Below are 13,065 nucleotides of genomic sequence, written 5' to 3' on the forward strand. Positions count from 1 at the left end.
TCCCACTTACTGACCAAAAATCTTTTTTAAATGAAACTAAAATTCCTGGCTTTTTTGGCTATTGTACTTTCGGCTAACAGTTTTTCTGGCAAAGCCTCAGTGAATAATGCGAGTTTGGCAGGAATTGACCATTGGAGTGTGGTTGCTCCTACCTCAGTTTATGATTCTCTTAAAATTCAAGTTAAAAAAGCAGCTGTGCCGGCTAATCCTGAAGCATTGCGGGATTATATTAACGCATTGCAGTTTAAAGAATTACTGAAATCTTCTGATAACCCTTTGCCAGCATTCCCAATTTCAGCCGGCATTTACAACGGGTCTCTTAAGCAGGATTCCTTAACAGCAGATGATCAGTTGTTAATGTTATACAGGAACCTAGGGGATCGGAAGGCAGAGGCAGAAATATTAAGTTCTCTGGGTACTAATGCTGCAGTGGATGGGAATCTGAATAAGGCGATCATGTTTTTTAACGATGCACTAAAGATAAATACGGAACTTGTCAACAAGCCGGCGGTCGTTAAGAACTATTTCAGTCTTGCAAGAATTTATAAATATAAAGAAGATTTGAATGAGGCTTTAAAGTACAATCAACTCATAGTGGATGAAGCGCTTGCCGTTCGTAATAACCGCTATTTGGGTGAGGCCTACCTTAATCTGGCTAGCATATGGACAGCTCAAAAGAAATATAAAGAAGCTGAGGCAATCCTCATGAATAAGGCTTTGCCGCTATTCGCATACAAGCTTCACGACAAAATTGGGTCTATGCGTACTTATGACCAGCTAGCTGAAATTTTTGCTCAGCAAAAGCGGTTTTCCGAGGCGAAGTGGTTTTATATCCAGTCTAATATGGTAGCCAGGAAAATGAATAACTCATCTGGTATTGTGAATTCTTTAGTCAGTCTTGGACATGTTAAAATGTCAATCGGCGATCATCAGCTGGCACTGACAGATTTGCGTGAAGCTGAGCAACTTTCGATATCAAACAAATATCGGTTTAAGTTGGTTGAAATAAAGAGTGACCTGTCAAAGGTTTACGCAGCAATGGGCAATAAAAGTGCTGCAAGCTCTGCATTATCGGAGTTTACAGTTTTGAAAGACGCTATTTTAAATAGTAATCCTAAATAATTTGGGGGATTTATTTACAACCTGCTTCTCTGTTTTACCCGCAATTTGTACATTACACAAACATGTTACACGGATGCAATATCAAATCGATATTTACCGTGGTTATATTTAAAATTTGGTACCAAATTAGATACCTTTTATTCTGCAATGGATTTTAAATCATTTAAAGAGATGTTAAAAAAAATATCACTGGCGTTTCTTCTTGTAGCTGCTTTAGCTTGTCAGGCTGATCCGCGTATAACTACCGTAGTTTCACCTAACGACTTGAAACCGGATATTCAGCAATCAGTAGAAGCAAAATCAGTTGTCGAACTGATAGAAAACTTTCATTACAAAAAAGTGCAGATCAACGATGAGATTTCCTCATTAGTTTTTGATGATTTTCTTAAATCACTGGATCCCGGCAGGAATTACTTTCTACAGAGCGATATAGTCGATTTTGAAAAATATAGAAACACGCTTGATGATGATGTGCGTACTGGCGACCTCAGTGTGCCATTCTACATATTCAACATATATCAGAAGAGATATAATGATCGTGTTAGCTTTGCTTTGAAGCAAATTGACAAAAAGTTTGATTTTGCATCCAACGACACATATACGTATGATCGTGAAAAAATGCCTTGGCTGAAATCTCAAGCCGAGTCAGATGATCTGTGGTCAAAGAAAATCAAGTATGAACTTTTAAATCTTAAAATTACTGGAACTGATCCGGCAAAAATTAATGAAACGATCAGGAAACGATATGAGAATCTGACATCAACGTCGTCGAAATTTAATAATCAGGACGTATTCCAAATTTTCATGAATTCGTTAACTGGTTCGGTAGAAACCCATACAAGTTATTTCGTCCCGACAAGGGCTCAGGATTTTAATGAAGACCTGGCCCGTACTTTTGAAGGCATTGGTGCCCGTCTTCAATTGGAAAATGAGGTGGTAAAAATTGCCGAGATTATTCCAGGCGGTCCTGCGTTTAAAGCAAAAACACTTGAGGTTGGCGACCGTATAATTGCGGTAGCTCAGGGCAATGATGGTGAGTTTGTAGATGTCATCGGGTGGAGACTTGATGTAACGGTGACGAAGATTAAAGGTCCAAAAGGTACAACCGTCCGACTGAAAATTATCCCAGCTGGGCAGGAATTGTCTTCAGCGCCGAAAATTGTTAAGCTCGTCAGGGATAAGGTAATCCTTGAGGATCAGTCAGCAAAGCGTATAATTAAAACTGTAACTTCTGGTGGTAAAACGCACAAAATCGGAATTATCCAACTGCCAGCTTTTTACGCTGATTTCAGGGCGATGCAGGCCGGAGATAAAAATTATAAGAGTACTACACGTGACGTTCGCATCCTTTTAGATAGTCTTAAGAAAGAAAACGTCGACGCCGTAATCCTTGACCTTCGCAGCAATGGTGGTGGTTCTCTTCCGGAAGCAATAAGCTTAACGGGATTGTTTATTCCAAAGGGGCCGGTTGTTCAGGTTCGAGATCGTAGAAATAAGATCGAAGTGGATGAAGACGAGGATTCATCTGTAGCATGGTCAGGTCCCTTGGGCGTCATGGTCGACCGCTTCAGTGCCTCAGCTTCCGAAATATTTGCTGGTGCAATCCAGGATTATGGCAGAGGGATTATCATAGGTAACCAAACCTATGGAAAAGGTACGGTGCAGCAAGGCATAAACATGGAGCGGGTTATCGGTCCGGCTGATAAATTAATGCTTAAAGCAGCACAAACTGCTAATAATAACAATGGTGGTGGTGGAGTTACGGTGAGGCCAAATAGTGGGGTAGTTCCAGAGTTTGGGCAGATCAATCTAACGATGGCGAAATTTTATCGTGTAAATGGAAGCAGTACTCAGCATAGGGGTGTAATGCCAGATATTGAGTTTCCAACAGTTTTTCCAAAAGATAAGTATGGAGAAAGCTCTGAACCAAGAGCACTACCATGGGATACCATTGCGCCAAGTAATTATGCAGCCGTAACTAATCTGAATTCAGCGAAACAAAAGCTCAAAACTTTACATGACCAGCGTATGCAGTCTTCGCTGGAATTTAAAAATCTTAAAGAGGATATCGCAGAGTATGCCAGACGCGATGCTGAGACCACAATCACCTTGAACGAAGCGCAGCTAAAGAAAGAGCGTGATGAACAGGAAGCTAAGACTTTGGCCAGGGAGAATCAACGACGTGCTGCTAAAGGTTTAGCACCACTTAAGAAGGGTGAACCGAAACCTAAAGACGACATCGATTTCATCCGGGACGAAAGTCTCCAGATAATGGCTGATTTCATCAGTCTGAAATAATCGAAACCCCGCACGTGCGGGGTTTTTTATTAAAAACTATTTCTCCCTCTTCAGGTTTGTAATCAGCATGACTCCGGGACAGCAGATAATTTCCGATTGGTTTAACTATAAGCAGTGGGAGCAGTTTCCTTTCCAAAAGGAAATGGAGCGGGCATTTCTGAAGGGTTACTCGGGATTGTTAAATGCCCCGACGGGGAGTGGAAAAACATTTGCAATGTTTCTTCCTTTCGTAGCCGACTATATCAATAAACACCCCAAAGATTATCAAACTCGTAAAAATAACGGCCTTCAACTTTTGTGGATCACGCCGCTAAGGGCTCTGACGAATGATATCCGTAAAGCAATGCAGTCAGTGGTTGATGATCTTGATCTGCCCTGGAAAGTTGGCAGCCGCACCGGTGATACTTCGGCAAAGGAAAAGCAGGAATTAAGACGAAAACAACCAGAGATATTACTGACAACTCCGGAAAGCCTTCATCTTATGATCGCTCAAAAAGAATATCCTAAGTTGTTTGAAAATTTGCAGGCTATTGTTATCGACGAATGGCATGAGCTGCTCGGCAGTAAGCGGGGGGTGCAGATTGAACTTGCTTTGTCGAGACTGAAAAACCTTAATTATCCCGAACCTTCGAAACTTAAAATATGGGGCATTTCGGCCACTATTGGTAACCTCGAACAAGCAGCCGAAGTTTTGTTGGGCACCGACTTCGACCCCTCAAAAGTCAAGCTCGTTCGAGCGAAGCAAGACAAAAAAATTGTAATCGAATCGGTAATTCCTGAGAATATTGAAGAATTCTCCTGGGCCGGACATCTTGGAATAAAACTCTTGCCTCAGGTAATGGAGATTGTCGCTAATAGTAAAACGACACTAATCTTTACTAATACACGTTCTCAATCTGAGATATGGTATATGGCAATTTTGGATAAATATCCGGAATACGCTGGAGTTATGGCCATGCATCATGGTTCCTTGGATAACGAACTCCGAAACTGGGTAGAAAATGCATTGCATAATGAAATGCTTCGTCTTGTTGTTTGCACCTCCAGTCTTGATTTGGGAGTAGATTTTCGGCCAGTCGATTCTGTTGTTCAAATAGGAAGCCCAAAGGGAGTTGCGAGGTTTATGCAGCGTGCAGGTCGCAGCGGGCACCATCCGGGCGCCACATCAAAAGCGTGGTTTGTACCAACTCATTCGATGGAACTGTTGGAAGGAGCGGCATTGAAACAGGCAATCACCGACGAAATCTTCGAAAGTCGTGATCCAATTCTGCTTGCCATGGATGTCCTGATGCAATATCTTGTTACGCTTGCTGTTTCAGACGGTTTCCGGCCTGAGGAAATATTTCGCGAAATAAAAACCAGCTATTCATACACAGACATAGAGTACAAAGATTTTGGTCAGATGCTGGAATTCATCACAAAAGGTGGTAAAACATTATCGCAGTATGATGAATTTTTAAAAGTTGAAATTGAAAACGGTCTGTATAAGGTTAACAGCAGAAAAGTGGCTATGCATCATAGATTAAGTATGGGAACCATTGTTGGTGATGTGAGTATACGTGTCAAATTTCTAACTGGTGGTTACTTGGGATCTATCGAAGAATATTTTATATCAAAGTTAAAGATTGGTGATACATTCTGGTTTGCCGGCCGAAGTCTGGAACTGGTCAAAATTAAAGACATGACTGCCTTCGTCAGAAAGTCCTCAAAGAAAAAAGGTGTAATCCCAAGCTGGATGGGCGGCAGGATGCCTTTATCTTCTCAATTATCGGCCAAGCTTCGGGATAAACTGGATGAAGTGGGGACCCTTATCAATGCTGGGAAAGATGGGAAAATGAAAAGCTCCAGAGGATTGGATATTGAGGTGAAGGCATTAAAACCATTATTTGAACTTCAGGCAAAACTATCCAAAGTTCCTCTTAGCTCAGAGTTTCTAATTGAGAAGTTCAACTCCAGAGACGGGCACCATTTATTTTTTTATCCGTTTGAAGGTCGCTTGGTGCATGAAGGGATGGCTTCACTTTTTGCCTACCGAATTTCAAAGATCAAAAAGGCGAATTTCTCGATAGCGATGAATGATTATGGGTTTGAACTTCTAACGGATGATGAAATTCGACTTGATGAAGCATTGGAGAATGGATTGTTTTCTATCGAGAATCTTCTTGAAGATATTCAAAAGAGTCTGAATTCTAACGAAATGGCACGCAGGCGCTTTCGCGATATTGCTCACATTGCCGGTCTTGTTTTTACTGGATTTCCAGGGAAATCCATGAAAAGCAAGCATCTCCAGGCATCTACATCTCTCTTATTCGAGGTTTTTAGCGAATATGAAAGCGATAACGTATTGGTCAGACAAGCTTATCATGAAGCGATGCAATTCCAACTCGAAGAGTTTCGGCTTCGCGCAGCATTGCAGCGACTGCAAAAATTGAAGGTCGTCATAACAGAAAGTAAACGTCCTACCCCTTTTGCATTCCCAATTCTTGTTGATAGCCTTGGTAGGGAAAAGTTAATTACTGAAACTCTGGAAGAACGTGTTGCAAAGATGACCCTTATGTACGAGAAGGACTAAGATTTTTTCTTCTTATCAGTAATAGTATCCATCACGTTAATGCTCATCATCTGCTCCATGGTGCGCTTCATGCCATCGGAAGAGCCATCAAGGAAGATGACGTTTCCGTTTCCGTTTTCAGCGAAATGCTTAATAGCCTCAGTCCACATAGTAAATAAGATTACAGAAGTATCCAGATCCGCAGTCTGCATTTCTTTTGCAGCATGGGTCATACCTTTTGCAACTTCCTCTCTGAACAAGGCAATTCCCTGCCCACGTAATTGTGCAGCTTCACGCTCTGCGTTGGCGGCAATTTTTATAGCATTACCATCCGCTTCTGCGGCTTTGGTTTTCGTGATCAACAAAGCCTGTCCCTCATTTTCTGCGGCAGCCTTTAGGTTATTAGACGCCACGACGCGACTCATTGAGGTTAGGATAACTTCATCAAACGTAATGTCATTAATTTGAAGATCCTGCAGGTGATAACCCCAACTTTCCAATACCGTATCAATTTGATCTTTTACATGATCTACAATATCCTTTCTTAAGCTCAATACCTCAGATTGTTTTTTACTCGCAACGAATGACCGGATGGTTCCCTCAATTGTGCGGATGAGCGCCTGCATAAAATTTTGCTCATTTATAAATTTGAAGGCTACATTCTTGATAGTCTCTTCATCAGGATTATTCACCGAATAAAGCACCATTGATTTAAAATACACATTCGCCTGGTCAATGGTAACAGCTTGAAATTCCAATTCAACAGAACGGTTCTGGATAGAAACCCGCGAATGAATTACCTCGATCAGAGGAATCTTCATATTCAGTCCCGGTTTCAATAGCCTGCGGTATTTGCCAAAAATTGTGACCACCGCAATTGTACCTTGTCGCACAGTTACGAAGGAGCTAAACAGAATGACAAGGGCAATAAAGACAAGGATATAGTTAGTATACATGGTGATAAAATTTACTGAATATACGCAAGATTTAATTAAGTGGCCAGTAATTGATATTACATAGACCTATTAGAGGATCGAATGTTACAGGATGCATGCAGGAACTCCCTGACTAGCCGCCCTGTAACATGAATAGAGAAAATCCGAATTATTTGATTGGCTTAGGTCCGATCTAAGTGGCCTTGTTTATCTTCTTGCTTGCCAATTGCTTTTCATCAGCAGTTGCTTCTGGCTCCTCCTGTTTAGCTTCAACCTCAGGAGTATACTGCAGTTTAATGTACATGGGATGGTGGTCAGATCCACAATTTGGCATTCTTTTAATGTCGACAAGTGTAAAGTCGTTTGAACAAAATACATGATCCAGAGGGAATTTGAGGAAGAAATACTTTGCATGAAAGGTATTGAAAAATCCACGCCCCTTTCGCGGGTCGAGGAGTCCGCTAATCTTTGAAAATAAATCGGTAGTATAGCTCCAGGCAACATCATTCAGGTCGCCGGCGACAATCACCGGCAGTTTACTTTTTTTAGCTTCTTTTCCAACGAGCAAAATCTCTTTGTCGCGTTCCGTCGACCTTGGGTTCTCCTGTGGAACAGGAGGCGTGGGATGCAGGCCGTGGAAACTTATCATTTCACCGGATGGCAGTTCGATCTTTGTGTGCACGGAAGGAATCCCATCCTCAACAAGATATTTAACCTTTCCGTCATGTAATTTAAGCTTTGAAAATAACATCATACCATAGGTATTTTCCAAAGGTACAAGTAACTGATGGGGATATTTTTTTTGTAACGACTCCAGTTCCGACGCCCACCATTTATCCGTTTCAACCAACATTATAACATCTGGGTTCTTAGTCTTAATAGTATTCAAGTATTCGCTTGCTTTCCTGTTATATTGGTAAACATTTCCGATAAATAAACCAATTTGTCTGTCAACCTGGCGTTTCCCAACGTTTAGTAATTGCTTTTTGGCTAGTGGAGTAAACGGAAATACCTGAGAAAAGAGATACCCGGCGTTCAGCACAAGTAGCACACAAATAATCTGATCAGATAAGGTATCGACCCCAAAAACTAAGGGCAGCGTAACGAGGATAAGAAGATTGATAAAAAGCTTCTGAAGCCTTGGATACTCGCATACCCTAAACGCCCAGTGATCTTTTCTAACCAATGGAACGAGCGAAACAATGATGACAAGGTAGCCTACGCCGATAATCAGGCTTTTAGATATTTCCAAAATAATTGTGTTAACAAAACATTACAATACCACTTAGGAGTAAAATGTTTTCCGGTGGCAGGTAAATTGCTATAAAAGTCTAAAATAGAAACCATGAATGTAAAAAGAACTTTCGGGACTATACTTACCATCTTAGGTATTATAGGACTAATCTATGCTGCCGTTGGGTTTGTACAGAACTCTGAGGGAGCCAAATCATTGATCGTGTTTGCTGTTCTTGGAATAATTTTCTTCTTCACAGGAATAGGACTCGTAAAAAATACTACCGACGTAGCTAAATAAAAAAAGCACCGTACTAAAAAAAGTACGGTGCTTTTGCTTTTATCATTATGTATTCCGGATTAATCTCTTAAGGAAGCAAGAAGACGTCCGCCTTTGTAATAATATCTTCTCCAGTAGCTTTCATCAAGATCACTGATCATAACTCCTTTGCTGCTTGACGCATGTGCAAATTTGTTATTTCCCATATACACACCTACATGGGTGATAGAACGGCTTCCTATTTTGAAAAATACGAGATCTCCTTCTTTCAGCTGATCTTTATTGATTGGGTTGACCATGCTGAAAATGTTTCTTGAATTATTTCCGATTAACGTACTGAATACTTTATTGTATAATTCGAATGCAAATCCTGAACAATCGATTCCTTTTTTAGAAACTCCTCCCAAACGGTAAGGTGTTCCGATCCAATCGTACACAAATTGATAAAGTTTTAGATTTGATGTTGCGGAAAGTGCAACTCCCATGATCTGAGAGAAGTATTCTGTTGCCAGGTTATCCGGGTCCTCGATCTTTTGCCCTGGTTTCTGATCTTTATTATTGGTTTGTGCCTGACCTGACACAATAGAAAGAATAAGTAGCATAGCTACAATTACTTTTTTCCCCATTTTATCCCTCTTCGTTATAGTTAAACAATAAGACTACTAACGCCTCTTTTACTCCTAAATTCTCAGAATGTTACAATAGTAGGACAATTAGTTTTAAAATGCAACCAGAAAATTAGATTTTAACACTTTTTTACACTTGAAAAGTACGGAATACAGAGTAACAAACCCATAATGCTATTCTTTTTTTAGGAAGATATGGTTAGATTTGTCGTCCCTTGTCAGGGATAAACAAAACAGACATCATCAGGAATGAGTGCAATAGAAATAACCAAAGACACCTACCTTCAATGGTACGAATCAATGCTATTGATGCGGAAATTCGAAGAAAAAGCCGGACAACTTTACGGACAACAAAAAATTAGAGGCTTTTGCCACTTGTATATAGGCCAGGAAGCCGTCATGGCTGGGGCAATGTCTGTATTACGTCCTGACGATTCTATGATCACGGCTTATCGTGACCATGCACACGCTCTCGCTAAAGGTATGGGAGCGAATGAAGTGATGGCTGAGTTATACGGTAAAGCTACCGGTTGTTCAAAAGGAAAAGGTGGATCGATGCACATGTTCAGCAAGGAAAAGAAATTTTTCGGTGGACATGGAATTGTCGGTGGTCAGATTCCTTTAGGAGCTGGTATTGCGTTTGCTGAAAAATATAATGGTACAGACGCAGTTTGTGTTACTTATATGGGTGATGGAGCGGTTCGCCAGGGAGCGCTGAACGAGACATTCAATATGGCTATGTTATGGAAGCTGCCGGTAGTTTTTGTTTGTGAAAATAATGGGTATGCTATGGGAACGTCGGTTGCCCGTACAACCAATATGATTGATATTTATAAAATTGGGTTAGGCTTCGATATGCCATGTGCACCTGTAGATGGTATGGATCCTGTAGCAGTTCATAATGCAATGGACGAAGCTGTTCAGCGTGCACGTCGCGGTGACGGACCAACTTTCCTGGAAATCAGAACTTATCGCTACAAGGGCCATTCAATGTCTGATCCTGCAAAGTACAGAACCAAAGAGGAATTAGAAGGTTACAAAGCAAAAGACCCGATTGAAGTAGTAAAACTTGCAATTGAAGAAAAGAAATATGCTGATGAGGCATGGTTTGAAGAAATAAATGAAAAAATTAAGGCTATAGTTGACGAGTCAGTGAAATTTTCTGAAGAGTCTCCTTGGCCTGAGCCGGCCGAACTTTATAAGGATGTTTACGTGCAGACGGATTATCCATATATCCGCGACTAATTATTAATGATATTCAAATACTAATCTGGAATAAAGATGGCTGAAGTAGTTAAAATGCCCAAAATGAGCGATACGATGACGGAAGGTGTTATCGCGAAATGGCATAAAAAAGTTGGTGATAAAGTGAAATCCGGTGATCTGATGGCTGAGATCGAAACCGATAAAGCTACCATGGACTTTGAATCTTACCAGGAAGGTACTTTATTATATATTGGAGCGGAAGAAGGCTCAGCCGCACCTGTCGACTCCGTTATTGCTGTTATTGGTGCTGAGGGAGAAGACTATAAATCTGCTCTTGATGGCGCAGCTGATGCGCCGGCTGCAAAGTCTGAAGAGCCTGCCAAACAATCTGAAAAACCAGAAGAAGCTGAAAAAGCATTAGGTGCTTCGGCCGAAAAAGCCGAAACTCCGGCAAAAGCTGAAGAAGCTTCAGCCGACGGGGGCGATCCAGATGCTGCCGCTGCTGCGGTAGGTGCAACAGTGATCCGAATGCCCCTTTTGAGTGATACAATGACTGAAGGTGTTATTGCTGAATGGCATAAAAAAGTTGGTGATAAAGTTAAAAGTGATGATGCACTTGCAGATGTAGAAACTGACAAGGCAACGATGGAAGTTATCGGCTATGCAGAAGGTACGTTGTTGTACATTGGCGTAGAAAAAGGGCAGGCAGCAAAAGTAAATGGTATAATCGCAATCGTTGGTAAAGAAGGCACCGACGTTACACCTTTCCTGAAAGGTGGAACTGGTCCTAAAGCAGCCACGAAACCGGCCGAGACTTCGGCTGAGCCAAAAGCCGCTGAAGTAACTGCAGCTGCTCCCGCAAAGGGGGAGGAAAAGCAGGAGGTTCATAGTGATTCATCCTCGCGGGTGAAAGCTTCGCCGCTTGCGCGTAAAATCGCAAAAGACAAGGGAATCGATATAGAACAGGTTAAGGGAAGTGCAGAAGGCGGAAGAATAGTTAAGAAAGATATTGAAGGGTTCACTCCATCAACCAAACAGGTTGCTGAAGCTGCACCGGTTGCTGTTGCTCCATCGGGAGACAAGCCTGCTTCTACAGGTGCGACTGCGGTTACCATTCCTCAGTTTATCGGTGAGGAAAAATATAGCGAGAAGCCAGTTTCTCAGATGCGTAAGGTTATTGCAAAACGCCTTTCAGAAAGCTTGTTTACTGCTCCGCATTTCTATCTTACCATGGCTATTGACATGGACAGTGCAATCCAAGCGAGAAACAAAATCAACGAATTTGCTTCAGTTAAAATATCTTTTAATGATATCGTATTAAAAGCTGTAGCTATTGCCCTGAAACAACATCCGAATGTGAATTCTTCATGGCTGGGTGATAAGATCCGCTACAATGAGCATGTTAATATTGGTGTGGCAGTTGCGGTTGAAGACGGGCTTTTGGTACCGGTTGTTCGCTTTGCTGACGGGAAATCTTTATCACATATTTCTGCGGAAGTGAAGGACTTTGCTCAGCGTGCTAAAGCTAAAAAGCTGCAGCCATCTGATTGGGAAGGATCAACTTTCACTATTTCGAACTTAGGAATGTTTGGAATTGATGAGTTTACAGCAATCATTAATCCGCCTGATGCATGCATATTAGCAGTAGGTGGTATCTCTCAGGTTCCTGTCGTTAAAAACGGACAGGTTGTTCCAGGCAATGTCATGAAAGTAACCTTAAGCTGTGATCACCGTGTGGTTGACGGAGCGACAGGCTCTGCATTCTTACAAACGTTAAAATCGTTGCTGGAAGAACCAGTGAGACTTTTAGTGTAATAGGATTCAGGTATGAGGTATCAGGTTTGAGCTTCGAGCCTTCGAAATAAGAAAATATGCTTGAATAAAAAACTCCTTCTACTGAAGGAGTTTTTTATTACCCAAGATTTTATGCGACATGAAGCCTGGTACCTGACAGCTGAAACCTATCCTACTCTATTTCTTCCCATCAGCATACCCAAACACCTTCTGCAGCAACGCTGTGTTTCTGTACCCTGAATTCGATCGAATCTTTAATTCTTCCTGTGCCACTTCATAGAACAAACCGTCCATTGCTTTCTGAGTAGCGTAAGCAGTAAGGTCAGTTTGGACCTTTGTTACCAATGGAATTTTATTGTATCTGGTACTCAAATCAGTCCAGTAACGGGTAGCATCAGTTTTGCCTAGAGCATCATTTATGATAGGTTGAAATTTTGCATTTAAGGCGTCGCTCGTTACGCGCTGAAAGTATGTCGTAGCAGTATTTTTTTCCTTGCTTAACAAAATATTAGTCGCATCCTGCAAAGTCATTTGCTTTAATGCGGAAATGAAAATAGGTTTGGCCTCCTGAACAGCAAGTTCAGCAGCGCGGTTAATACTCACAATAAAATCATCACATGGCTTATTAAGGCCAAGTCCGCGGAGTGTTTTCTCAACTTTCTGAGCTTCTGGCGGGAAAAGTAACTTAACCGCAGCATTACCCAGAAATCCATTCTGCACGGAAAGCCTTGCGGTACCGGCAGTTACACCAATTTCTAAGGCTTCTTTCAAAGCTGATCCTATTTCAAGCTGGCTTGGAGCACCACCCTGACCAAGAGATTGCGCCGCTTGTTTGAGGGCGCCCGGTATTTTGATCTGGGCGTTTGAACTGTTGGCGATTAAGATTGCTGCGAGGAAAAGATATGTTATTCTGAGTGTCATATGCTGAGTTTCACGGATTAACGTCTTATACTTAATCGAAGTATAAGTTTAGCATATATACGAAATAATATGATAACTGATTAAGGAGGGGATAGTCGT

At 41.5% G+C, this 13,065-nt stretch carries 10 protein-coding genes; 6 read left to right on the plus strand and 4 right to left on the minus strand.

Translation table 11 applies throughout. The annotated features are described in order from the left end of the window. Positions 1-30: 30 nt before the first annotated feature. The 3 genes from B5X60_RS12915 to B5X60_RS12925 all read left to right on the plus strand — a co-directional run bounded on the left by B5X60_RS12915 (position 31) and on the right by B5X60_RS12925 (position 5,992). Entirely contained in the window at positions 31-1,122 is a 1,092-nt protein-coding gene (locus tag B5X60_RS12915) for a tetratricopeptide repeat protein (protein ID WP_079703098.1), read from the plus strand. Between the two features lie 171 nt (positions 1,123-1,293). Further along, complete coding sequence (locus B5X60_RS12920; RefSeq protein ID WP_245803518.1) at positions 1,294-3,420, plus strand: carboxy terminal-processing peptidase; 2,127 nt, start codon at positions 1,294-1,296, stop codon at positions 3,418-3,420. 67 nt (positions 3,421-3,487) lie between these two features. Further along, the gene (locus B5X60_RS12925) at positions 3,488-5,992 is read left to right on the plus strand and encodes a ligase-associated DNA damage response DEXH box helicase (RefSeq protein WP_079703100.1); all 2,505 of its coding nucleotides are present in this window, start codon (positions 3,488-3,490) and stop codon (positions 5,990-5,992) included. Here B5X60_RS12925 and B5X60_RS12930 read toward each other — a convergent pair. After that, complete coding sequence (locus B5X60_RS12930) at positions 5,989-6,927, minus strand: SPFH domain-containing protein (RefSeq protein ID WP_079703101.1); 939 nt, start codon at positions 6,925-6,927, stop codon at positions 5,989-5,991. The genes B5X60_RS12925 and B5X60_RS12930 overlap by 4 nt on opposite strands. A 172-nt stretch (positions 6,928-7,099) precedes the next feature. Beyond that, positions 7,100-8,158, minus strand: coding sequence for an endonuclease/exonuclease/phosphatase family protein (locus tag B5X60_RS12935; protein WP_170878449.1), 1,059 nt, complete (start codon positions 8,156-8,158; stop codon positions 7,100-7,102). 93 nt (positions 8,159-8,251) lie between these two features. Between B5X60_RS12935 and B5X60_RS12940 the strand changes: the two genes are divergently transcribed. Next, positions 8,252-8,440 (plus strand): hypothetical protein, encoded by a 189-nt coding sequence (locus B5X60_RS12940; protein ID WP_079703102.1) that lies wholly within the window; start codon positions 8,252-8,254, stop codon positions 8,438-8,440. A gap of 59 nt (positions 8,441-8,499) precedes the next feature. Here B5X60_RS12940 and B5X60_RS12945 read toward each other — a convergent pair whose 3' ends face one another. Then, entirely contained in the window at positions 8,500-9,045 is a 546-nt protein-coding gene (locus B5X60_RS12945; protein ID WP_079703103.1) for a C40 family peptidase, read from the minus strand. Positions 9,046-9,294: 249 nt separating this feature from the next. Here B5X60_RS12945 and pdhA point away from each other — a divergent pair, with 249 nt between their 5' ends. Then, complete coding sequence (gene pdhA, locus B5X60_RS12950) at positions 9,295-10,290, plus strand: pyruvate dehydrogenase (acetyl-transferring) E1 component subunit alpha (RefSeq protein WP_079703104.1); 996 nt, start codon at positions 9,295-9,297, stop codon at positions 10,288-10,290. A 36-nt stretch (positions 10,291-10,326) separates the two neighbouring features. Further along, positions 10,327-12,066, plus strand: coding sequence for a pyruvate dehydrogenase complex dihydrolipoamide acetyltransferase (locus B5X60_RS12955; protein ID WP_079703105.1), 1,740 nt, complete (start codon positions 10,327-10,329; stop codon positions 12,064-12,066). Positions 12,067-12,222: 156 nt separating this feature from the next. On the opposite strand, the gene B5X60_RS12960 is transcribed toward B5X60_RS12955, so the two are convergent. Further along, entirely contained in the window at positions 12,223-12,966 is a 744-nt protein-coding gene (locus B5X60_RS12960) for a DUF4197 domain-containing protein (RefSeq protein WP_079703106.1), read from the minus strand. Positions 12,967-13,065: the final 99 nt, after the last annotated feature.

This window comes from Daejeonella lutea (assembly GCF_900168015.1).
GTDB lineage: Bacteria > Bacteroidota > Bacteroidia > Sphingobacteriales > Sphingobacteriaceae > Daejeonella > Daejeonella lutea.